The organism is Streptomyces sp. NPDC049040 (assembly GCF_043197715.1).
GTDB lineage: Bacteria > Actinomycetota > Actinomycetes > Streptomycetales > Streptomycetaceae > Actinacidiphila.
Genome location: NZ_JBICTO010000002.1, coordinates 392,445 through 414,161, shown reverse-complemented (window position 1 = coordinate 414,161; position 21,717 = coordinate 392,445). Strand labels below are relative to the sequence as shown.

Annotated in this window: 18 protein-coding genes; 7 read left to right on the top strand and 11 right to left on the bottom strand. The window is 72.8% G+C overall.

Translation table 11 applies throughout. The features are described 5' to 3' along the window. Positions 1 to 212 precede the first annotated feature (212 nt). Positions 213 to 2,087 (bottom strand): translation elongation factor 4, encoded by a 1,875-nt coding sequence (gene lepA, locus ACGFMP_RS06695; RefSeq protein WP_393670724.1) that lies wholly within the window; start codon positions 2,085 to 2,087, stop codon positions 213 to 215. A gap of 239 nt (positions 2,088 to 2,326) precedes the next feature. On the opposite strand from lepA, the gene rpsT reads away from it, so the two are divergent. Further along, positions 2,327 to 2,593, top strand: coding sequence for a 30S ribosomal protein S20 (gene rpsT / locus ACGFMP_RS06690; RefSeq protein WP_327291173.1), 267 nt, complete (start codon positions 2,327 to 2,329; stop codon positions 2,591 to 2,593). A 278-nt stretch (positions 2,594 to 2,871) separates the two neighbouring features. Then, complete coding sequence (locus tag ACGFMP_RS06685; protein WP_393670723.1) at positions 2,872 to 3,789, top strand: hypothetical protein; 918 nt, start codon at positions 2,872 to 2,874, stop codon at positions 3,787 to 3,789. A 154-nt stretch (positions 3,790 to 3,943) separates the two neighbouring features. Here ACGFMP_RS06685 and holA read toward each other — a convergent pair whose 3' ends face one another. Next, positions 3,944 to 4,930, bottom strand: a complete 987-nt coding sequence (gene holA, locus ACGFMP_RS06680; RefSeq protein ID WP_393670722.1) for a DNA polymerase III subunit delta — start codon at positions 4,928 to 4,930, stop codon at positions 3,944 to 3,946. Between the two features lie 64 nt (positions 4,931 to 4,994). On the opposite strand from holA, the gene ACGFMP_RS06675 reads away from it, so the two are divergent. Then, a complete protein-coding gene (locus tag ACGFMP_RS06675) occupies positions 4,995 to 5,234 on the top strand; it encodes a hypothetical protein (protein WP_393670720.1) in 240 nt (79 codons plus the stop codon). Between the two features lie 50 nt (positions 5,235 to 5,284). Here ACGFMP_RS06675 and ACGFMP_RS06670 read toward each other — a convergent pair whose 3' ends face one another. The 8 genes from ACGFMP_RS06670 to ACGFMP_RS06635 all read right to left on the bottom strand — a co-directional run bounded on the left by ACGFMP_RS06670 (position 5,285) and on the right by ACGFMP_RS06635 (position 17,817). Further along, on the bottom strand, positions 5,285 to 6,547 hold the full coding sequence (locus ACGFMP_RS06670) for an MFS transporter (RefSeq protein ID WP_393670719.1): 1,263 nt from the start codon (positions 6,545 to 6,547) through the stop codon (positions 5,285 to 5,287). Continuing rightward, positions 6,544 to 7,182 carry a winged helix-turn-helix domain-containing protein gene (locus ACGFMP_RS06665; protein WP_393670717.1) on the bottom strand — a complete coding sequence of 213 codons (639 nt, stop codon included), beginning with the start codon at positions 7,180 to 7,182 and terminating at the stop codon, positions 6,544 to 6,546. Before ACGFMP_RS06665 ends, ACGFMP_RS06670 begins: the two co-directional genes overlap by 4 nt. 157 nt (positions 7,183 to 7,339) lie before the next feature. Beyond that, entirely contained in the window at positions 7,340 to 9,979 is a 2,640-nt protein-coding gene (locus tag ACGFMP_RS06660; RefSeq protein ID WP_393670716.1) for a ComEC/Rec2 family competence protein, read from the bottom strand. Further along, positions 9,976 to 10,839, bottom strand: a complete 864-nt coding sequence (locus tag ACGFMP_RS06655; protein ID WP_393670714.1) for a helix-hairpin-helix domain-containing protein — start codon at positions 10,837 to 10,839, stop codon at positions 9,976 to 9,978. Before ACGFMP_RS06655 ends, ACGFMP_RS06660 begins: the two co-directional genes overlap by 4 nt. A gap of 86 nt (positions 10,840 to 10,925) precedes the next feature. Further along, complete coding sequence (locus ACGFMP_RS06650) at positions 10,926 to 11,771, bottom strand: DegV family protein (protein ID WP_393670713.1); 846 nt, start codon at positions 11,769 to 11,771, stop codon at positions 10,926 to 10,928. Positions 11,772 to 12,052: 281 nt separating this feature from the next. After that, entirely contained in the window at positions 12,053 to 12,631 is a 579-nt protein-coding gene (locus tag ACGFMP_RS06645; RefSeq protein ID WP_393670712.1) for a hypothetical protein, read from the bottom strand. A 130-nt stretch (positions 12,632 to 12,761) separates the two neighbouring features. Continuing rightward, on the bottom strand, positions 12,762 to 15,647 hold the full coding sequence (gene leuS, locus ACGFMP_RS06640) for a leucine--tRNA ligase (protein ID WP_393670711.1): 2,886 nt from the start codon (positions 15,645 to 15,647) through the stop codon (positions 12,762 to 12,764). Positions 15,648 to 15,882: 235 nt separating this feature from the next. Beyond that, positions 15,883 to 17,817, bottom strand: coding sequence for a protease pro-enzyme activation domain-containing protein (locus ACGFMP_RS06635; RefSeq protein ID WP_393670709.1), 1,935 nt, complete (start codon positions 17,815 to 17,817; stop codon positions 15,883 to 15,885). 371 nt (positions 17,818 to 18,188) lie between these two features. Between ACGFMP_RS06635 and ACGFMP_RS06630 the strand changes: the two genes are divergently transcribed. Genes ACGFMP_RS06630 through ACGFMP_RS06620 form a run of 3 tightly spaced genes read left to right on the top strand, consistent with a single transcriptional unit; the run spans position 18,189 to position 19,973 of the window. Further along, positions 18,189 to 18,680: a MarR family winged helix-turn-helix transcriptional regulator gene (locus ACGFMP_RS06630; protein WP_393670707.1), complete on the top strand. Its 492-nt coding sequence runs from the start codon at positions 18,189 to 18,191 to the stop codon at positions 18,678 to 18,680. Positions 18,681 to 18,713: 33 nt separating this feature from the next. Further along, positions 18,714 to 19,139 (top strand): SRPBCC family protein, encoded by a 426-nt coding sequence (locus ACGFMP_RS06625; RefSeq protein WP_393670706.1) that lies wholly within the window; start codon positions 18,714 to 18,716, stop codon positions 19,137 to 19,139. Between the two features lie 45 nt (positions 19,140 to 19,184). Continuing rightward, positions 19,185 to 19,973, top strand: coding sequence for an isocitrate lyase/phosphoenolpyruvate mutase family protein (locus tag ACGFMP_RS06620; RefSeq protein ID WP_393670705.1), 789 nt, complete (start codon positions 19,185 to 19,187; stop codon positions 19,971 to 19,973). A 7-nt stretch (positions 19,974 to 19,980) separates the two neighbouring features. Here the strand turns inward: ACGFMP_RS06620 and ACGFMP_RS06615 are convergent, their stop codons facing one another. Then, complete coding sequence (locus ACGFMP_RS06615) at positions 19,981 to 20,328, bottom strand: VOC family protein (RefSeq protein WP_393670704.1); 348 nt, start codon at positions 20,326 to 20,328, stop codon at positions 19,981 to 19,983. Positions 20,329 to 20,495: 167 nt separating this feature from the next. Here ACGFMP_RS06615 and ACGFMP_RS06610 point away from each other — a divergent pair, with 167 nt between their 5' ends. Then, positions 20,496 to 21,692 (top strand): MFS transporter, encoded by a 1,197-nt coding sequence (locus ACGFMP_RS06610; protein ID WP_393670703.1) that lies wholly within the window; start codon positions 20,496 to 20,498, stop codon positions 21,690 to 21,692. Positions 21,693 to 21,717 lie beyond the last annotated feature (25 nt).

The window sequence follows — 21,717 nt, the reverse complement described above, 5'->3', positions numbered from 1 at the left end:
GGCACGCGCGGGCGTTCTTAACTCACCAGTAACCTATCCGTCGGATCAGAGTAGAGGGCCGACGCCTCGCGCGTAAGAGGGTGCGACCTGCGCGTCGCATCTCCCCAGGAGCCCCGCCCCGGGCACTCCCACCGGCGGCTTCACCTGGGAGTACCCCCGCGCGGCGCGGGCGGGGGCGCCGTACGCTCGCGCCGCGCCCCGCGTCCGCCGCCCTACTTCTTCGCCTTGGACTCTCCGTCGGAGTCGGTGGACAGCACCGCGATGAAGGCCTCCTGCGGCACCTCCACGCTGCCGACCATCTTCATCCGCTTCTTGCCCTCCTTCTGCTTCTCCAGCAGCTTGCGCTTCCGGGAGATGTCACCGCCATAGCACTTGGCGAGCACGTCCTTGCGGATGGCGCGCACCGTCTCGCGGGCGATCACCCGGGCGCCGATGGCGGCCTGGATCGGCACCTCGAAGTTCTGCCGCGGGATCAGCTCGCGCAACTTGGCGACCAGCCGGACGCCGTACGCGTACGCCTTCTCCTTGTGGGTGATCGCCGAGAAGGCGTCCACCTTGTCGCCGTGCAGCAGGATGTCGACCTTGACCAGGTCGGCGCTCTGCTCCCCGGTGGGCTCGTAGTCCAGCGAGGCGTAGCCGCGCGTCTTGGACTTGAGGTTGTCGAAGAAGTCGAAGACGATCTCGGCCAGCGGCAGGGTGTAGCGGATCTCGACCCGGTCCTCCGACAGGTAGTCCATGCCCAGCAGCGAGCCGCGCCGGTTCTGGCACAGCTCCATGATCGCGCCGATGAACTCGGTCGGGGCGAGCACCGTGGCCCGCACCACCGGCTCGTGGACCTCGGAGATCTTGCCCTCGGGGAATTCACTCGGATTGGTGACGACGTGCTCGGTGCCGTCCTCCATCAGGACCCGGTAGACGACGTTGGGCGCCGTCGCGATCAGGTCGAGGCCGAACTCGCGCTCCAGCCGCTCGCGGATCACGTCCAGGTGCAGCAGGCCGAGGAAGCCGACCCGGAAGCCGAAGCCGAGCGCGGCGGACGTCTCCGGCTCGTAGACCAGCGCCGCGTCGTTGAGCTGGAGCTTGTCCAGGGCCTCGCGCAGCTCCGGGTAGTCGGAGCCGTCCAGCGGGTACAGGCCGGAGAAGACCATCGGCTTCGGGTCCTTGTAGCCGCCCAGCGCCTCGGTGGCGCCCGCCGTGAGGGTGGTGATGGTGTCACCGACCTTGGACTGCCGTACGTCCTTCACACCGGTGATCAGATAGCCGACCTCGCCCACGCCGAGACCGTCGGCGGGCAGCATCTCCGGCGAGTTGGTGCCGATCTCCAGCAGCTCGTGGGTGGCGCCGGTGGACATCATCCGGATCCGCTCGCGCTTGGTGAGCTGCCCGTCGATGACCCTGACGTAGGTGACCACGCCGCGGTAGGAGTCGTAGACCGAGTCGAAGATCATCGCGCGGGCGGGCGCGCCGGCGATGCCGACCGGGGCGGGGACGTCCCTGACCACCCGGTCGAGCAGCGCGTCCACCCCGACGCCGGTCTTCGCCGAGACCCGCAGCACGTCGTCGGGGTCGCAGCCGATGAGGTTCGCCAGCTCCTCGGAGAACTTCTCCGGCTGCGCGGCGGGCAGGTCGATCTTGTTCAGCACCGGGATGATCGTGAGGTCGTTCTCCATCGCGAGATAGAGATTGGCCAGCGTCTGGGCCTCGATGCCCTGCGCCGCGTCCACCAGCAGGACGGTGCCCTCGCAGGCGGCGAGCGAGCGGGACACCTCGTAGGTGAAGTCGACGTGCCCCGGGGTGTCGATCATGTTCAGGATGTGCGTACCGCCACCGCCGGTGGGCTGCCAGGGCAGCCGGACGGCCTGCGACTTGATGGTGATACCGCGCTCGCGCTCGATGTCCATCCGGTCGAGGTACTGAGCGCGCATCTGCCGCGCGTCGACGACTCCGGTGAGCTGGAGCATCCGGTCGGCGAGCGTCGACTTGCCGTGGTCGATGTGCGCGATGATGCAGAAGTTGCGGATCAGCGCCGGGTCGGTACGGCTCGGCTCCGGCACGTGGGCCGGCACGGAAGAGGGAGTCGCGGGCACGCAGGGTCCATTTTCTCGAGACGCCCGCCGCCGCGCTCGGCGCGGGACGCGGTCTCTGCTGGCTGGTCGGATCGATACGTAGGCGTCCATAGTCCCATGGCCGGCGGCCGCCGGACGGTTTGGGAGCGCCCGAGTGCTGCTGGTAACCTGGGGCGCTGTGCCTCGTGACCCCTCCGGTCGAGTACCGCGGGACCCGAGGCGCTGATCCTTTCGGTAAACGAACCTGAGAAGGCTCTTTCGTGGCGAACATCAAGTCCCAGATCAAGCGCAACAAGACCAACGAGAAGGCGCGCCTGCGCAACAAGGCGGTCAAGTCCGAGCTCAAGACCGCGGTCCGCCGCACCCGCGAGGCTGTCGCCTCCGGTGACGCCGCCAAGGCCGAGGCCGCCGCGCGCGCCGCGTCCAAGAAGCTCGACAAGGCCGTGAGCAAGGGCGTCATCCACAAGAACCAGGCCGCGAACAAGAAGTCGGCCATCGCGCAGTCGGTCGCCGCGCTCCAGGGCTGATCACCCTTCGCAGCACCCGAGCACCACCGCACGACCTGTGAGACCCGCACGACCTGCATTGCCGGTACGGCCCGCGCGGTTTCCGCGCACCAGGGTCGGCGGCACCGCGGGCAACCGGAATCAGCGGCCCCTCTACCGCCCGGACCCGCATCGCCCAAGACCCGTGCCGCACGCGGACGTTCGCCACGTGCCTGCGGCGCACCGACACACCTCTGCTGCCCGTCCGGGATTCCCGGACGGGCAGTACGTTCAGCTGACAGTGTCGATATCCTCACGGCATGTCGATGCCGCCGCCGCCTGACCAGCCGGGCGCCAATCCCTACCAGAACCCCCCGCAGGGCCCGGGAGCGGTGCCCCCGCCGGGGCCGCCGGGGCAGATACCGGGCCAGCCGCAGGCCGGCGGATACGGAGCGCCCGTACCCCCGCAGCACAATCCCTACGCCCAGACATCGGCCGGCCCCTACGGTGCGCCGGCGCCCGCCTACTACGGTCCCGCGCAGCAGCCGGGTGCCGTCCCCGCGGGCGGTCTGCGGGGCGGGGCGGGCAAAGCGGTGCTGTGGGCCGTGGTCGGCGCCGCCGTGGCGTCCGCGCTGTGGGGCGGCGGATTGGTGCTGCTCCGCAAGGACTCGGGCAAGGCCGATCTTCGCGGCTACACCGCCAAGAAGGACCTGTGCGACTCCTCCGACCTGAGCGCCTTCAAGACCGAATACCCCAAGCCCGACCCGGACCCCACCTCCTACACCAGCGACCGTCCCACCGTGGTGCAGATGTTCTGCTCGGAGAGCCTGGACAAGGACGACTCCACCTCCTCCGGCTCGGACTACTCCTACTCCTACGTCTCCATCGAGGCGGACCTGCACCGCAAGAGCGACCCGCAGCCGGAGTTCAGCGACCACTGGAAGAGCTTCGAGGACCACGGCTCGGCCCCCGACGACAAGTACAAGACCACACCGGTCGACGGCTTCGGCGACGAGGCGTACCTGGTCACCAAGGACACCGCCACCACGTCGGGCTCCGACCTGAGCGGCAGCCGCGAGGTGGTGCTCGCCGTACGGGACGGCTGGATGACCTTCACGCTGTCGTGGAACGGCTACGCCTCCTCGCTGGACGAGGGCAGCGACAAGATCGCGACACTCGACCAGGCGACGGACTGGGTGAAGTCGTCCACCAAGGCGACCATGGCCAAGCTCAAGTAGGCAGGGGGCCGTTCAGCCGGCCGATGCGGCTCGGGTGGCTCGTGCGGCCCGGCCGACTCGGCCGGTTTCGGCCGGTTTCGGCGGTTCGAGCCGCTTGGGCGGCTCGCGGGCGCGGGCCGGCCGTAGGGTCCAGGTCAGGTCAGGTGCGGTCAGGTCAGGTGCGGCTGCGGGCGGCGCGGGCGATGATGACCACGGCCTTCTCCAGGGCGTACGCCGGGTCCGCGGCGGCGCCCTTGACCGCCGCGTCGGCCTCCGCGACCGCGCGCAGCGCGACCGAGACCCCGTCCGCGCTCCAGCCGCGGATCTGCTGCCGTACCCGGTCGATCTTCCACGGCGGCATGCCGAGCTCACGGGCCAGCTGGCCCGGGTTGGCACCGCGCGGGGCCGAGGCGAGCTTGCCGATGGCGCGGACCCCGGAGGCCAGCGCGAAGGTGATGCCGGGGAGCGGCTGGCCCACCGACAGAGCCCAGCGCAGCCGCTCCAGCGCCTCGGCCGTCCGCCCGGTCACCGCCAGGTCGGCGACCTCGAAGCCGGTGGCCTCGGCGCGGCCGGTGTAGTAGCGGGCGACCACCTCCACGTCGACCGTGCCCTCGGTGTCCGCGACCAGCTGCGAGCACGCGCTGGCCAGCTCCCGCAGGTCGCTGCCGATCGCGTCGACCAGGGTCTGCGCCGCCTCGGGCGTCACGGACCTGCCGAGCGTGCGGAACTCGCCGCGTACGAAGGCCAGCCGGTCGGCCGGCTTGGTCATCTTCGGGCACGCCACCTCCCGGGCGCCCGCCTTGCGCGCCGCGTCGAGCAGCGGCTTGCCCTTGGCCCCGCCGGCGTGCAGCAGCACCAGGGTGATCTCCTCCGCCGGCGCGGCCAGATAGGCCTTGACGTCCTTGACCGTGTCGCTGGACAGGTCCTGCGCATTGCGCACGACGACGACCTTGCGCTCGGCGAAGAGGGACGGGCTGGTCAGCTCGGCCAGGGTGCCCGGTTGCAGCGCCTCCGGCGCCAGGTCGCGCACGTCGGTGTCGGCGTCCACCGCCCGGGCGGCAAGCACCACCTCCCGCACGGCACGGTCGAGCAGCAGGTCCTCCTGCCCCACGGCGAGCGTGAGCGCGGCGAGCGGGTCGTCTTGAGCGGTCTTCCTTGCCATCGCCGCCCAGCATCCCACGCCCCTGTGACATCCGGGCCGCCGCTCCCCACGGCACAATGTCCGGGTGACCGACGTACGCCATGTCCTGGTACTTCCCGACCGCGATGCCGCGGAGGAGGTCGGTGCCGACCTCGCCGACCGCTTCTCCCTCGCGGAAGAGCCCCGGCTGGTGCGTGACGCCCTCGCCGGCGAGGACGACGCGGAGGACGCCCAGTGGCTGGTGGTCGTCGAGGACCCCGGCGGGCGCCTCGACACCGCCGTGCTCGACGCGCTCGCGGCGTCGCACGACGGCTGGCTGGAGTAGCCGCACAGGGCGCCTCACCCGGTCCGCGCACCAGTGAGGTCGGGGGCCGGTCACGGTGACGTGGGCAGTTCCCGGGTGCGGGGAACGGGGGACGGGAGCAGCCACAGGAAGCCGAGGGTGCCGGCGAGGGTGGCCACCCACAGGGCGGGGCGCAGGCCGATCGTGGATCCGAGGAAGCCGCCGGCCAGGGCACCGAGCGGCCGGACGCCGTAGTTGACGGTGCGGAAGGCGCCGCTGACACGGGAGCGCAGGGCGTTCGGGATGATCGCCGCCTGGAGCGAACCCGCGGATATGTCCAGCAGCATCACGCCGAGGCCCGCGAGGAATTCCGCGGCGGCGAAGGTGCCCAGGAGCAGCGGGGTCGGGCCGCCGGCCAGGGGCACGAGGACGAGCGGCGCGGGGAAGGCGACGGCGCCGACGGTGAGCGCGGGGCCGACGCCTATCGCCCGGACGATCCGCCCGCTGATCACCGCCCCGAGCAGGCTGCCGAAGGCTCCCGCGCCGATGACCAGGCCCAGCGTCCCGGCGCTCAGGCCGAGTTCGCCGACGACGTAGAGGACCAGCAGGGTGTTGAAGATGAAGTTGAAGAAGTTGATGGTCGCGACGCTCGCGAGCATCGCCCGGAGCAGCGGGGAGCGGGCGATGAACCGCAGCCCGGCCGTCAGCTGGCCCTTGCCGCGCTCGGCGGCGGGTGGTTCGACGGGGGCTATCCGGGCGAGTTGGGAGGCCGAGGCCAGATAGGACAGCGCGTCGGTGAGCAACGCGAGGGGTGCGGCGAGCAGCTGGACCAGCAGGCCGCCCGCGCTCGGCCCGGCGACGAACGAGAAGGCCCGGCTGCCGTTGGTGAGGGAGTTGCCCGCCACGTACTGCTCGGGAGTGACCAGCGACACGAAAAGCGTGGCATTGCACACGTCGAAGACGACCGCCAGCGTGCCGACCGCGAAGACGACGACACAGAGCTGGGCGAAGGTGAGCACACCGAGCGCGTAGCCGAGGGGCAGCGAGGCCATCAGCGCCGCCCGGACCAGGTCGGCGGCGATCATGGTCTGCCGGCGCCGCCCCCGCCGGTCCGCCCAGGCGCCGGCGGGCAGCGAGAACAGCAGCGCGGGCAGCAGGCCGGCGAAACGCAGCCAGCCCATACCGGTGGGTCCGACGTGCAACACGAGGACGGCGGTCAGCGGGACGGCAAGGTAGCTGACCTCGTCACCGAAGAGCGAGACCGTCTGGCCGGTCCAGTAGCGCCGGAACTGCCGTTCGTGCAGCAGCGCCGGGGCGCGGGAGGCCAGCGAGCGCACCGCGGTGGCCGTGCTCACGGCTGCTCCTCCGGGCGGTCCTGCCCGGCCTCGGGCCGGGCGCCGTCCGTGAACGTCTCGGGTGCGACATAGGCGACGTTCAGATAGGCGACCCGGCGGGCGCCCTCCGGCCGCAGCCCGGGGTCGTGGTTGCGGCCGGCGAACTCCCCGACCATCGCGTCCAGCCGCTCGCCGAGATCGCGCAGCTCCTGCGGGGTGAGGTAGAGGATCGCGTCGGAGTGGCGCTCGGCCTGCTGCCATTCGGCGGGCAGGGCGTGCCGGGTCTCCAGCGCCCGCATCATGCGGTGGAACTGGTTCTCCGCGACCGCCGCGTTCAGCGCCTCGGCCGCGGAGGCGACCGCGGGGTCCTCCGAATAGTTGGGCCAGTTCGTGTACGCGGCGGTGGCCCGCCACGGCTTCTCCCGGCCGGGGCCGCCCGGGTCGGCCTCCTCCACCAGGCCGTACTTGGCCAGTATCCGCAGGTGGTACGAGCAGCTGGCAACGGACTCGCCCGTCAGCTCCGCGGCCCGGGTCGCGGTGAACGGCCCCTCAAGCCGGAGCAGTCCGACCAGGGCCATCCGGGTGGGATGGGCGTACGCGCGCAGGGCGCGCGGGTCGGTGAGGTGGACCTGGTGGTCCCATGGTTTCTCCGTCATGTGTCTAAAGCTAGCTTTCTAAAGAGTTCTTTACAAGGGTTCCTTTATCAACAGACCTTTAGAGCCCCCCGTGGCGCCTCGGGCCCGTGCCGGCCCGGTCCCCGCCCCCCGGTCCCGGTCCCGCGCCGCCCCGAGCCCGCTTCATCCCAGGCCCGGTTCACCCCGAGCCCGCCAGGACCGTCCGCAACCCGGCAGGACCGTCGCCCGCCACCGCGATCGGGCCGTCCGTGTCGGTCCTCAGCACCGCCGCGCCCAGAGCCCGCAACGCGGCGACCGTACGGTCCGCCGGGTGGCCGTACCGGTTGAGCGCGCCCACCGAGATCAGTGCCAGCCGCGGCCTCGTACGGGCGAACAGCGCCGGGTCCTGATAGCCGCTGCCGTGGTGCGCGACCTTGAGGACGTCGACCCTCGGCAGGTCCGGCGTCGCGTCCAGCACCTCCTGCTGGGCCACCGGGCCCAGGTCCCCCGCGAGCAGCAGCGTCAGGCCGCCGGTGCGGACCAGCAGCGCCACGCTCGCGTCGTTCGGGTCGTCGTCAGGGAGCGCGTCCGGGGTCGAGGGAGGCCACAGCACCCGCCAGGACAGAGGTCCCGAGGAGCGCCGCTCCCCCGCGCTCGCCCGCAGGGTCGGCACCCCCGCGGCGGCCGCCTCCCGGCGCACCCGGGCGGCCTGCGCCGCCGGCTCGTCCAGCACCGTCGTCTCGATCGCGCCGACACTGCGCCCGTGCAGCACACCCGGGAGGCCGTCCGCATGGTCGGCGTGGAAATGCGTCAGGATCAGCAGCGGGATCGTCGTCACCCGCAGCGCCCGCAGGCAGCGGTCGGCCAGGGCCGGGTCGGGCCCGGTGTCCACCACGACGGCGCTGCCGGGCCCCGCGGACAGCGCCAGCGCATCCCCCTGGCCGACATCGCACATCGCGAACCGCCAGTCGCCCGGCGGCCACGCCGTGACAAGACCGGGCAGCGGCAACGGGCGCACCAGCGCCAGCAGCAGGAGCAGCGCCCCCGCCGCCGCGGGCCACGGCCGCCCGATCAGCGCCCTGCCGCCCACCGCCAGCGCGACCGTCAGCGCGACCAGCAATGCCGCGCCCGGCCAGCCGCCGGGCCACCCGATCTCCGCCCCGGGCAGGGCCGCGCCATGCCGCGCGACCGTCACGATCCACCGGGTCGGCCAGCCGGCGAGCCACGCCACGGCCGCCGCGGCCGGCGGGGCGAACGGTGCCAGCACCAGGGCGCAGAACCCCAGCACCGTCGCAGGCGCCACGGCAGGCTCCGCCAGCAGATTGCACGGCACGGCGACCAGGCTGAGGCGCGCCGACAGCACCACGATCAGCGGGCCGCAGGCCGCTTGCGCCGCGCCCGCCGCCGCCAGGGCCTCTGCGAGCCTGTGCGGCACACCCCGGGAGCGCAGGGCCGCACTCCAGCGCGGGGCCAGCGTCAGCAGCGAGCCGGTGGCCAAAACGGACAGCGCGAAGCCGTAAGAGCGCGCGACGGTCGGGTCGTAGAGCACCAGCAGCAGGACGGCGCCGCACAGGGCGGGCAGCAGCGAGCGGCGGCGGCCGGTGCCGATCGCCAGCAACGTGATCAGGCCACACGCGGCGGCCCGCAGCACGCTCGGGCTCGGCCGGCTGACGAGTACGAAGGCCGCGGTCAGGCCCACGCCGAGCACTGCCGTGAGGCGCAGCGGGATGCCGAGCGCGGCGGCCAGACCGCGGCGTTCGGCCCGGATCGCCCTTGCCGGCGGCCCGATCAGCAGGAGCAGCACGATCGTCAGGTTCGCCCCTGACACCGCGGTCAAATGAGCCAGGTCCGTCGCGTGGAAGGCGTCCTTCAACTCCGGTGGCAGGCCGCTGGTGTCGCCGATCACCAGGCCGGGCAGCAGCGCCCGGGCGTCGGGCGGCAGCCCGGCACTCGCTCTGCGCAGGCCTGCCCGCAGACGGGCGGCGGCGCGCTGCGGTGCGCTGGGCGGGGCCAGGATCCGGGGCGGGCCTGTGGCATGCAGGACGGCAGCGGCCGTGTCCCCCGGGCGGGTGGGCGGTGTCAGTCGTGCCCTGACCGCCAAAGTGGTCGACGGCAGCAGCCGGAGCCAGGACCCCAGGTCGCGGTCCGCCATCAGCACGACGGGGGTGCGGGTCCTCATGGCGCCGACACGGACGGCTTCCGCGGTCACCACCGCGAGGCGGGGCGTCCCCGGGGTGCGGGGATGCGTGGCGAACGGGTCCGCGGTGATCCGCAGTTCGAGTCGCACCGGTGTCCTCGGTGCGGTGCCGGACGCCAGCCGCGGGATGGGGCCGCGATGGCGGTCGGCGTCCGCCAGCGCCGCAACGGTGGTGGCCGCCACGACGGCCAGCAGGGTCGCCGCTGTCGCTGCGGTGAGGGTGGGGACGCGGGTGCGCTTTCCGCTCGGGCTCGGGCTCGGGCTCGGGCTCGGGTGTGGGCGCCGGGGGCTGGGCGGTCCGGGCGCCGAGCCGCCGGCGGGGTTGTCCAGGCCGGGGCCCGGACCGGCTGCGCTGCGGGTGGCTCGAGCCGCCGCCAAAGCGGTTGCCACGACGGCGGCCACGACGGTGACGGTGACGGTGAGGATGGCCGCCGCACCGACTGCCGGTGTCAGAGCTGCGGCAGCCCAGGCCGCCAGGGCGGGCGGGAGCAGACGGAGATCCGGGGGGCCGTCCTGGCGGGGGTTCGACGCGCCCAGGCGGGACGCCGCCGCCGCGTGCACGGCGGCACGCCCCTGTGGATGCGGGCTCCCCGCCTCCATTTCCCGCGCGGCCACCGGCGTGGGCGTCTTCGGGGTGGTCATAGGTGGACCAGGGGTTTGAGGGTGGTGAACTTGCGGTCGCCGATGCCTGGCACTTGGCGGAGTTGCTGGAGGGAGGTGAAACCGCCGTGCTGGGTGCGGAAGTCAAGGATGTGCTGGGCCAGGACCGGGCCGACGCCGGGGAGGGCGTCGAGTTGGGGGGCCGTCGCCGAGTTGAGGCCGAGGGGGGCGCCCGGAGCCGGGTCGGTGGAGGCGGCACCGGCCCCGGCCCCGGTGTCGGCCGGTGGGGCGAGGCCGACCAGGAGTTGTTCGCCGTCGGCCAGGGGGCGGGCAAGGTTGAGGGCCGTGGTGTCGGTGCCCGGGAGCGCGCCGCCCGCCGCGGACAGGGCGTCGGCCACACGGGAGCCGGGGGGAAGCCGGCGTAAACCCGGGCGCGCGACCTTGCCCGCGATGTCGATCGTGAGGCTCGGCCGGGCGGAGGCCGTGGGAGGCGGGGCGGCGGCAGGTACCGCGACGGGGACGCGGACCGCGCGCGGGCGGCCCGACACGTAATGCTGGACTGCCAGCCCCGTGCCCACCAGCAGGACGACCGCCAGGGCCAGCACCGTGCGGAATTCCAGGCCGCAGCGGAGCAGCAGCCACATCCGCAGGCCGTCCAGCCGCCCCTTCGACGGCTCGGGCGGTGGGTCAGGGGGCGGGATCGGGGGTGACGGCTGAATCTGGTCGCCGAACATCGCGGCGGCGCGCTCCCGGGTGAGCGCGGACCTGGCCTGCGCCGCGGCGGCCCTGCGGCGCGGGCGGATGACGGTGAGCGGGCCTGCCGGGCCCAGCGGGTTCGTCGCGTTCGTCGCGTTCGTCGCGTTCGTTGCGTTCGTTGCGTTCGTTGCGTTCGTTGCGTTCATACCGATCATCGTGGACCGGCCCACCCGGCCCGCGATGATCTTGGTCCGCAGCCTGTGGATAACTCCCGGCCTGTGGACAACCGCACTCAGTGCGGCGAGATCACCACGCCCAGCAGCCCGGGTCCCGCGTGCGCGCCGATCACCGCGCCCACCTCGCTGACCACGAGGTCGTCCAGGCCGGACACCCGCTCGCGCAGCCGCTCCGCGAGGGTCGCCGCCCGGTCGGCCGCGGCGAGGTGGTGGACCGCGAGGGCCACCCGGCGGTTGCCCGCCTGCTCGACCACGATCTCCTCGAGGCGGGTGATCGCCTTCGAGGCGGTGCGGACCTTCTCCAGCAGTTCGATCCGGCCGTCGGCGAGGCGCAGCAGCGGCTTCACCGCGAGCGCCGACCCGAACAGGGCCTGGGCGGCGCCGATACGGCCGCCCCTGCGCAGGTAGTCGAGCGTGTCCACGTAGAAGTACGCGGAGGTGTCCGCGGCCCGCTTCTCCGCCGCCGCGACCACCTCGTCAGCGGTGCCGCCCGCTTCCGCGGTCTCCGCGGCCGCCAGGACGGTGAAGCCGAGCGCCATCGCGACCATGCCGGTGTCCACGACGCGGACCGGGACCGGGGCCTCCTTCGCGGCGACCAGCGCCGCGTCGTAGGTGCCGGAGAAGTCGGCGGAGAGGTGGAGCGAGACGATCGCTTCCGCGCCGGAGGCGGCGGCGGCCTCGTAGGCGGCGGTGAATTCGAGGGGGCCGGGGCGGGAGGTGGTGACCGGGCGGCGGCGCTGGAGGGCGCGGGCGACGGCGGGGGCGGAGATTTCGGTGCCCTCTTCGAGGGCCTCGTCGCCGATCACCACGGTGAGGGGAACGATGGTGATCTGGTGGCGGATCAGGGCGTCACGGCCGAGGTAGGCCGTGGAGTCCGTGACGATGGCGACGTGCGGGGGCATGTCCGGGAGATTACCCGGGGTGCGCGTCGGGGCGACAGCTTGGCCCGTGGCGGGGCGCCTCATTGCCGGCGGGGCTGGTCCTCAAACGCCGGACGGGCTGGATTTGGTGGACGCCGGCGTCCACCGACCCGCACGTCCTCAAACGCCGGACGGGCTGAGAACGCCCGACACCAACCTCCACCCACCCGCACGTCCTCAAACGCCGGACGGGCTTGGATGGGGCGGACAGGCCCGGGATTCGCCGGACCGGCCGGGTTTCGTTGAAGGTCCCCCCGGAGGGGCTATTCGCCGGGGGAAGGGAGTTTGGGGGGCTGGGTCGGGGTCCAGTGGCGGAGGGCGGCGGACTCGATGGCGATCTGGTCGGTCAGGGAGGCCAGGTCGTCCGTCGTGGCGTGGTGGGCGCGGTCCTGGGCGGCCCAGCGCAGCGAGTCCGCGGAGTGGGTGACGTGGTGGACGCGGGTGGTGAGTTCCGGCAGGCGGGCGGCGATGCGGGACTTGTCGGGCTCGCGTTCGAGCAGTTTGAGCTCGCCGTCGAGGGCGCGGGCGTGGTCGTTGAGGCGGGCCAGCAGGGAGGCGGCCTCGGCGAGTGCGGCGTCCTCCGGGTGGCGTTCGCCGAGGGCCGCGAAGGTCGCGTCGATGGCGGTGCGCAGGTCGATCCGCAGTTGGGCCACGTCGCCGCCGACGCCGGGCGTGGTGTAGCGGCGGGCCTTGAGCTGGGTGTCCTCGACGACCCTGCGGGCCTGTGCGGTGCCGCGGGCCACGCGGCGCTTGAGCGCGCGGGTGGTGCGGACCGTCGCGACGGTGGCCAGCGCCAGGAAGATCAGCAGGAACAGGAGGACGACTATGCCGACGGTTTCCACGAGCGGCTCCTCCTGAGAGTCCTCAGCACGACGCGCTGCTTCCTCCACGGTAACCGCAAGGGGCAGGCCGGTGGAATCCGGTGGATCCCCCGGCCTGCCCCTTAGGGGGTGCGCCCCGGGGGGCGCACCCTCACACCACGATGTTGACCAGCTTCGGCGCGCGCACGATCACCTTGCGCACCGTCGCGCCCGCCAGCGCGGCGACGACCGCGGGGTCGGACAGTGCCAGGGTCTCCAGTTCGGCCTCGGGGATGGTCGGCGGGACCTCCAGCCGGGCCTTGACCTTGCCCTTGATCTGGACGACGCAGGTCACCGCGGGGTCCTGGGCCAGGTCGGGGTCGGCGACGGGGAAGTCGGCGTGGGTCAGCGAGGCGCCGTGGCCCAGCTTGGACCACAGTTCCTCGGCGACGTGCGGGGCCAGCGGGGCGATCAGCAGCACCAGCTGCTCGGCGACGGACCGCGGCACCGGGCGGCCGGACTTCGTCAGGTGGTTGTTCAGCTCGGTGATCTTGGCGATGGCGGTGTTGAAGCGCAGCTCCGCCATGTCGCCCGTGACGCCGTCGATGGCCTTGTGCAGGGCGCGCAGCGTCTCCTCGTCGGGCTCGGTGTCGGAGACGGTGACCTCGCCGGTGGTCTCGTCCACGACGTTGCGCCACAGCCGCTGCAGCAGCCGGTACTGGCCGACGACGGCCCGGGTGTCCCAGGGCCGGGAGACGTCCAGCGGTCCCATGGCCATCTCGTACAGCCGCAGCGTGTCGGCCCCGTACTCGGCGCAGATCTCGTCGGGGGTCACCGCGTTCTTCAGCGACTTGCCCATCTTGCCCAGCAGCCGGGAGACCTGCTCGCCCGCGTACCAGTAGGCGCCGTCCCGCTCCTCGACCTCGGCGGCGGGGACGGCGATGCGGCGTGCGTCGCGGTAGACGTACGCCTGGATCATGCCCTGGTTGTACAGCTTGTGGAACGGCTCGAAGGAGGAGACGTGGCCCAGGTCGTACAGCACCTTGTGCCAGAAGCGGGCGTACAGCAGGTGCAGGACGGCGTGCTCGGCACCGCCGACGTACAGGTCGACGCCGCCGGCGGGCTGCCCGTCGCGCGGGCCCATCCAGTACGACTCGACGTCCGGGTCGACCAGCCGCTCGCTGTTGTGGGGGTCCAGGTAGCGCAGCTCGTACCAGCAGGAGCCTGCCCAGTTGGGCATGGTGTTGGTCTCGCGGCGGTACGTGCGGGGGCCGTCGCCCAGGTCCAGCTCGACGGTGACCCAGTCGGCGTTGCGGGACAGCGGGGTCTCGGGCGAGGTGTCGGCGTCGTCCGGGTCGAAGGTGCGCGGGCTGTAGTCGTCGACCTCGGGCAGCTCGACGGGCAGCATCGAGTCGGGCAGGTCGTGCGGGACGCCGTCCTCGTCGTAGACGATCGGGAAGGGCTCGCCCCAGTAGCGCTGGCGGCTGAACAGCCAGTCGCGCAGGCGGTAGTTGACGGTGCCGGCGCCGATGCCGCGCTCGGCCAGCCAGGTGGTGACCGCGGCCTTGGCCTCGGCCACGCCCAGGCCGTCCAGGGAGATGCCGGCGCCTGCCGAGTTGACGATCCTGGCGTCGTACGAGGCGAAGGCGTCGTCCCAGGTGGCGGGGTCGGTGCCGCGGCCGTCGGTGGGTTCGACCACGCAGCGCATGGGCAGTTCGAAGGCGCGGGCGAAGGCGAAGTCGCGGGAGTCGTGGGCGGGGACGGCCATGATGGCGCCGGTGCCGTAGCCCATCAGGACGTAGTCGGCGACGAAGACCGGGACGGGGTCGCCGCTGACCGGGTTGACGGCGAAGGCGCCGGTGAAGACGCCGGTCTTGTCCTTGGCCTCCGCCTGCCTCTCGACGTCGGACTTCGAGGCGGCCTGCTTGCGGTAGGCGGCGACCGCGTCGGCGGGCGTGGCGTGGCCGCCGGTCCACACGTCGTGCGTGCCCTCGGGCCAGGCGGCGGGCACGATGGCGTCGACCAGCTCGTGCTCGGGTGCCAGCACCATGTAGGTCGCCCCGAACAGGGTGTCCTGGCGGGTGGTGAAGATGGTGATCGCGGCGTCATCGGCGGCCGGGGCGCCGGCGCGGTGCACGGGGAAGTCGACGCGGGCGCCCTCGCTGCGGCCGATCCAGTTGCGCTGCTGCAGCTTGATCGCCTCGGGCCAGTCCAGCGCGTCCAGATCGGACAGCAGCCGGTCCGCGTAGGCGGTGATCCGCATCATCCACTGCCGCAGGTTGGCCTTGAAGACGGGGAAGTTGCCGCGCTCGGAGCGGCCGTCGGCGGTGACCTCCTCGTTGGCCAGTACGGTGCCCAGGCCGGGGCACCAGTTGACCGGCGACTGGGCGGCGTACGCCAGCCGGTGGGTGCCCAGCACGTCGGACTGCTCGGCGGCGGTCAGGTCGGCCCAGGGGCGCCCGTCGGGGGTGGCGCGGGTGCCGTCGGCGAACTGTGCGACCAGGTCCGCGATCGGGCGGGCGCGGTCGGCGGCCGCGTCGTACCAGGAGTTGTAGATCTGCAGGAAGATCCACTGCGTCCAGCGGTAGTACTCGGGGTCGATGGTGGCGAAGGAGCGGCGGCGGTCGTGGCCCAGGCCCAGCCTGCGCAGCTGCGCCTGCATGGTGACCATGTTGGCCTCGGTCGAGACCCGCGGATGCGTGCCGGTCTGCACGGCGTACTGCTCGGCGGGCAGGCCGAAGGCGTCGAAGCCCAGGGTGTGCAGCACGTTGTGCCCGGTCATGCGCTGGAAGCGGGCGTAGACGTCGGTGGCGATGTAGCCCAGCGGGTGGCCTACGTGCAGTCCCGCACCCGAGGGGTACGGGAACATGTCCATGATGAACTTCTTGGGCTTCGCGGCCAGCTCGGGGTCGGAGTCCAGGTCGCCGCTGGGGTTCGCCGCGGCGAAGGTGCCGTCGGCCTCCCAGCGGTCCTGCCAGCGGCTCTCGATGTCGGCGGCCAGCTGTGCGGTGTAGCGGTGCGGCGCAGCCGTCTCGGCGGCCGGGGTGGTGTCGCTCATCGTCCTCGGTACTCCATCGATGTCATGACGGCTGCTGCGGCCCGTCTCTGCCTGTGGTCCTGCCTGCGGCACAAACAAAAAAGCCCCTCACGCAGGAGGGGTGCCGCACCGACGTGGTTCGTTGTCAGCGCGGCTCGCTAAGCAGGAGGCTCGTGGCTCGCATGCCGCCAGGTTACCGCAGCGGGTACGGCCCCCGCACCGGTGACGGTGCGGGGGCCGCGGTACTCACCCGGAGCTAGTGCGCGCGCTTGGGCGGCAGCGACGAGGTGACGTAGCCCTTGGCGGGCGTGCCCACCCCGGTGACGTCGTCGTAGCCGACCGTGGCGTGCAGCGACGCGTCAGCGCCGAGCGTCCGCAGGGACACGATGGTGCCCTCCGAGTCGTCGAACGCGTTCGCGTAGTCCACCCGGACCACGGCGAGGCCCTGGCCCTGACCCAGCGGGTGGTCGGTGACGTCGTGGTAGACCGACGTCCCGTACTTGTTGTAGATGAGCGGGTTGGCGAAGCCGATCGCGATGCCGTGCCTGGCCTCCTGGGAGAGGGCCTGGACGCCGGCGATCACCGGTGCGGCCAGCGACGTGCCGCCGATGCGGTACGTGCTGTACTGGAGCGACCCGTCCGGGTAGGACTGGGTCTGGCCGACCAGGAAGCCGGTGTTCGGGTCGGCGACCGCCGCGATGTCGGGCTGGACACGCTGCTTGACGGTGCCGCCGTTGGCGAGCGCCAGCGAGTCGGGGACCACACCGCGCTGGTAGAACGGCTGGTCGTAGAGCTTGCTGGTGCCGCCGCCCGCGCCGGAGGTGTACGGGCCGGGGAAGCCGGTCCAGGTCTTTCCGTCGGCGGACAGCGGGGCGCGCTCGGTGCCCCAGCCGGTCTCCCACTGGTACTTGTCGTTCTTGCCGACCGCCAGCGAGGTACCGCCGACGGAGGTGGCCCAGGGGGAGTTTCCGGGGGTGTCGGCCTGCTTCACACCGGTGGACGCGACATTGTCGCCCGCGTCACCGGAGGAGAAGTAGAAGCCGATGCCCTCGACAGCGCCCTGCTGGAACACCTGGTCGTAGGCCGCCGCGATGTCCGGCGTCTCGTTGGCCTCGACGTCGCCCCAGGAGTTGGAGACGATGTCGGCCAGGTGGTTGTCGACGACCTTGTTCAGCGCGTCGAGCAGGTCGTTGTCGAAGCAGGAGGCGCCGCCGACGTAGACGATGTCCGCGTCGGGGGCGACCGCGTGCACCGCCTCGACGTCGAGGGTCTCCTCGCCGTACCAGCCGCCCGCGTCGCAATCCTCTGTGCTGTTGTAGTCGGCCGGCAGGACCTGCGTGAGCTGGCCCTTCTTGTACTTCTGGCCGCCGGTGTCCTTGGCGTAGCGGGCGGCGTCCTGCGCGATGTACGGCGACGCGTAGGCGTCGGTGATGGCCACCCGCACGCCCTTGCCGGTGTACTTGCCCGCGCCGTACGCGGCACGCAGCTGGTCACCGGTGTAGCCCTGGATCGCGTACGGCGCCTTGCCGCCGTAGGCGTCCGGAAGCTTCTTGTCGGTCTTGGAGCCGTAGTACGTGGAGAACGGCCCGGCGTTCTTGAAGACCGCGTCCGGCGGCGGCAGCGCGTCGTCGTGGCTGGACTTCTTGGGTGCCGTGTCCAGGCCGGTGACGGTGAGCACCGCGCCGTCCAGGGAGGCGGGGGCGGTGGCGTTGCCGGTCGGGGCGCGGTAGGTGTGGCCCGACTTGCTGTAGTTGTGCAGCTGGGTGCCGAAGGCCTTCTCCGCCGCGGCCACGTCCCCGCTGACGGTGAGGTAGTGCAGGTTCGCACCGGTCACCTTCAGGCCCGAGGACTGCAGCCAGGCGGTGACCTCGGCCACCTGCGCCTTGGTCGCGCCGTACGCCTTCTGCGTCTGGGCGGCCGTCAGGTAGTGGCCGTAGTCCGCCGAGTTCGGGTCCGACACGGACTTCGCGTAGGCCGCGAGACCCTTGGCGTCCCGGCCGGCCAGGTAGACCCTGACGGTCACCTTGGACGAGTCGGCCGTGGCGCCCTTGTCCGCCTGGGCGGTTGCCCACTGCGGCTTGGTGCCGGACAGGAGCTGGCGTCCTGCGTTCGGGTCGGCCGACGCGGACTGGGTGCCAAGCGCGAGCGCGCTGGCGACCAGCGGCAGCGCCGCGGCAGCCGCGAGTCCCATGCGCGTCCTTCTGCGCTCAAATCTCATGTAACCCCCATGCGAAGCGAGTTGTCGCGTTAGTCGCGTTGGTCACGCGTTGCGGTGTCGCCGCTATGCGTACACGCCGTACCGCAAAGCGATACTCTTTCGCCGATCGGTCCATGTCAGGGCCATGAAAACACCAAGAGCAGGTCAAGGAACCATTCCCTCCATACGGCCTAGCCTGCCCGGCGAATCGACGCTATCAGCGGGGAAGTTGCCCCGACAGGGGGCGTGACCCCGTCCCGACCGGGCATTTCCTTTAGTCGCTTGACAGTTCGTCGGCTCCGTATCACCATTCATGTGTCACGACATACATGTCACGACACACGAATGAAGGAGAGAGGCATCCCATGAACGCGGCACGTAACGGCGGCCCCATGCGGCAGGCGGAACTGCTGCGCTACCTCGTGCTGGCCGCGCAGCGCGAGGGCAACAGGCAGCTCACCCTCAAGCTCGCCGGGATCGGCCTGACACCGGCTCAGTCCGAGGCGCTGCGCATCCTCGCCGACCACGGCCCGCTCGCCCTCACCGGCCTCGGCGACATGCTCGTCTGCGACAGCGGCACCAACCCCAGCCGGCTCGCCGACCGCCTCGTCACCGCCGGCCTCGTCGAACGCGGCAGCGCTCCCGACGACCGCCGCCGGATCACCCTCGCGCTGACCGCGGCGGGCCGCTCCGCGAACGACGAGGTGCGGCGGATCGAGGACGACTTCTACGACACCCTCGACGCCGCGGGTGAGCAGATCGACGTATCCGCCGCGATCGAACTGCTCCGGCGCGTCTGCGCCGGATCGCCCGCCGCCCGCGCACTGCAGAACCGCATCGACGCCCAGGGCGCATAGGCCCTGCCCGCCCACCACCCGAAAGGCACTCCCATGACCAGCACCGCCACCGGCACCCGTACCGTCCCCGCCACCCGCGCCCAGGTCCTCGCCCTGCTGCTCGACCCGCAGCGGCTGCCCGACTGGAATCCGGCGTTCCTGTCCATGTCCGGCCCCCGGCAGGCCGCCCTGGGCCAGGACTACGAGCTGCGGACACTGCCCAACCTGCGCGGCACCTTCCGCTACACCCTGATCGCCCAGGACCGCGTCCACATGGAGTGGACCGTCCCCGGCATGAGCGAACGGTGCGAGTGGACGCTGCACGAGACCGGCGCAGGCACCCGGGTCGGCCACGCGGTGACCAGGTCGGGACCGCTCGCCGCCGTCCTGCGCCACGCGCTGGCGACGCTGCCGGGGCTGCGCCTCGACCGGCTCGCCGAGACCGTCCCTTCGGCGACCGCCGCACTGACGGGCGTCTAGGGTCGGCCGCCTGGGCCACCGCGCTACGGAAGGACGGCCGAGCCGATGACTTTCCGCGACCTCCACCACGAAGGCGACCTGCCGCTGCTGCTGCCGAACGCCTGGGACGTCGCCTCGGCGCTCGCCTTCGCCGACGCCGGCTTCCCCGCCGTCGGCACCACGAGCTTCGGCATCGCGGCGGCGGCGGGCGAGCCGGACGGCGGGCGAGCAGGCAAGGACGGGACCCGCACGCTCGCCCGCCGGCTGTCCCGCCTCCCCGTGTACATCAGCGCCGACATCGAGGACGGCTACGCCGAGGACCCCGAGCAGGTCGCCGAATACGCCGCAGGCCTCGGAGTCGACGGCGTCAACCTGGAGGACAGCTCGGCGGGCCGGCTCGTCGACCCGGCGCTGCACGCGGCCAAGGTCGCCGCGGTCAAGCGCCGGGCACCCGGCCTCTTCGTCAACGCCAGGGTCGACACCTACTGGCTCGGCCAGGACGCCGGCGTCGACGCCTCGCTCGCCCGCGCGCTCGCCTACGTCGAGGCGGGCGCCGACGGCATCTTCTTCCCCGGCGCCACCGCACCGGACGACCTGCGCGCCCTGACCGCCCGCACCCCGGTCCCGGTCAACGTCCTGCTCGTCCCGGGCCGCACCCTCGCGGAGCTGGCCGAGCTCGGCGTCCGCAGGGTGAGCACCGGCTCGCTGCCCTACCGCGCCGCCGTCGACGCCGCCGTGGCAGTCGCCGCCGGCTTCCGCGACGGCGGCACACCGCCGCGCGCGACGCCCTACGCGACGATGCAGCGGCGGCTGGCCCGCCACCAGGACGCCAGCGCGGCCCGGGAGGGGGCCTGACCGGCCGTCAGCGGTGCTGCAGCACGTTGACGACCCGCCCGTGCGGGTCCCGTACGAAGAAGCGCCGCACACCCCACTCCTCGTCCTGCAGCGGGTGCACGATCTCCGCGCCGCTCCGCCTGACCGCCTCGTGGACCGCGTCGACGTCGTCCACCTCCACGCTCATGTCGGCGACGACCGGCGCGGTCCTGTCCGCGGCCATGAAACTCACCTGCGCCCCCGGGTTCGCGGGCGACGCGAGCGTCACGATCCACCCGAGGTCCATGGCCTCCTCGAAACCCAGCAGCCCGTAGAAGCCGCGGCTCGCCGCCACATCCTCGGACCGCACGTTGGGCACCACACGGCGAACGCTCACGACCACTCCCGATCGGTACTGTCGACGAACCCGGGCCTGCCGGCCCCGAGCCACCGGCCCACGTACCCGGTAGGCTCCGCCCATGAACTCCGGACCCCACTGACCGACGCGCCGTCCGCCCCGCGGACCACGGTCGTTCACGTCTCCTTCCGACTCCGGAGTCCCCCATGCCACGCCCCGCCAGGGGCGGCGCGTCCTATCGCGCCGTCCTCGCGCTGCCGCGCGCCCGCGCACTGTTCGCCACCGCCACACTCGCCCGGCTGTCCTACGGGCTGCTGTCCCTCCCGATGCTGCTCGCGCTGCGCGACGGCACAGGTTCCTACGCCGTCGCCGGCACCGCCGCCGGCCTGTTCGGCCTGACCTCCGCGGTCCTCGGGCCCTACAGGTCCCGGCTCGTCTCGCGGCGCCCTGCCGCGCTGCCCGTGCTGACCGCCGTCTACGGCACCCTGCTGGGCGGCCTCGCCGCCGGGGCGGCACTCGGCATGAGCGCCGGGCTCGCGGTGGCGCTCGCCGTGCTCGCCGGGGTCTTCCCGCCCCCGGTCGGCCCGCTGATGCGGACCCGCTGGAGCCTGCTGGCCGGCAGCGAAGCCCAGCGGCAGTCCGCGCTCAGCCTGGACGCCGTGACCGAGTCCACCGTCTTCGCCGTCGGGCCCGTACTCGGCGGCCTGCTCATCACCGCCACCTCCCCCGCCCTCTCCCTGGCCGCCGCCGCGGGCCTCGCGATCACCGGCTTCACCGCCTTCGCGAGCGTTCTCGGCACCTCCGCCCCCGAGCCGGCACCCGCGGGCACCGGCACCCGGCTCGGCCCGCCCGCAGCGCCGGGGTTCGCCACCCTCCTGGTGGTGGTCCTCGGCAGCGGCTGCGCGCTGGCCCTCGCCGAGGTCGGGGTCGTCGCCGCCAGGGGCGCGGCCGTCGCGGGCCCGCTGATGGCGCTCTGCGCCACCGGCGGCGCCGTCGGCGGCCTCGTCTACGGCCGCATACGCTGGCGCGCCGCCCCGCACCGGCGGCTGCTCGCCCTCGGCACCCTCGCGGCCGCCTGCTACGCCCTGCCCGCGGTCGCACCGGTGCTGGTCGCAGTCGCCCTCGGCATGCTGCTGGCGGGCAGCTGCTCCGACACCCTGCTGATCACCGCCTACCTCCAGGTCGACACGCTGATCCCGGCCGGCTCGCGCACCGAGGCGAGCGCCTGGATCAACACCGCCTACAACCTGGGCAGCGCGATGGGCTCCGCCGCCGCCGGATTCCTGATCTCCCGGTACGGCGCCGCCCCCGCCTTCCCCGCCGCGGCCGCGGTGCTGGTCGCCGCAACAGCAGCCGGCGCCCTCCTGCACGGACGCCGACCGGCCATGAGCCCGGCCGTGTGACGACGACCCCCGCGGGGGGCGCGGG

Bases quoted from the DNA above. Each gene is read 5' to 3' on its own strand.
- ACGFMP_RS06685 (WP_393670723.1), top strand. From the start codon at position 2,872: ATGTCGATGCCGCCGCCGCCTGACCAGCCGGGCGCCAATCCCTACCAG.
- holA (WP_393670722.1), bottom strand. From the start codon at position 4,930: ATGGCAAGGAAGACCGCTCAAGACGACCCGCTCGCCGCGCTCACGCTC.
- ACGFMP_RS06665 (WP_393670717.1), bottom strand. From the start codon at position 7,182: ATGACGGAGAAACCATGGGACCACCAGGTCCACCTCACCGACCCGCGC.
- ACGFMP_RS06660 (WP_393670716.1), bottom strand. From the start codon at position 9,979: ATGACCACCCCGAAGACGCCCACGCCGGTGGCCGCGCGGGAAATGGAG.
- ACGFMP_RS06655 (WP_393670714.1), bottom strand. From the start codon at position 10,839: ATGAACGCAACGAACGCAACGAACGCAACGAACGCAACGAACGCGACG.
- ACGFMP_RS06650 (WP_393670713.1), bottom strand. From the start codon at position 11,771: ATGCCCCCGCACGTCGCCATCGTCACGGACTCCACGGCCTACCTCGGC.
- leuS (WP_393670711.1), bottom strand. From the start codon at position 15,647: ATGAGCGACACCACCCCGGCCGCCGAGACGGCTGCGCCGCACCGCTAC.
- ACGFMP_RS06635 (WP_393670709.1), bottom strand. From the start codon at position 17,817: ATGGGACTCGCGGCTGCCGCGGCGCTGCCGCTGGTCGCCAGCGCGCTC.
- ACGFMP_RS06630 (WP_393670707.1), top strand. From the start codon at position 18,189: ATGAACGCGGCACGTAACGGCGGCCCCATGCGGCAGGCGGAACTGCTG.
- ACGFMP_RS06625 (WP_393670706.1), top strand. From the start codon at position 18,714: ATGACCAGCACCGCCACCGGCACCCGTACCGTCCCCGCCACCCGCGCC.
- ACGFMP_RS06620 (WP_393670705.1), top strand. From the start codon at position 19,185: ATGACTTTCCGCGACCTCCACCACGAAGGCGACCTGCCGCTGCTGCTG.
- ACGFMP_RS06610 (WP_393670703.1), top strand. From the start codon at position 20,496: ATGCCACGCCCCGCCAGGGGCGGCGCGTCCTATCGCGCCGTCCTCGCG.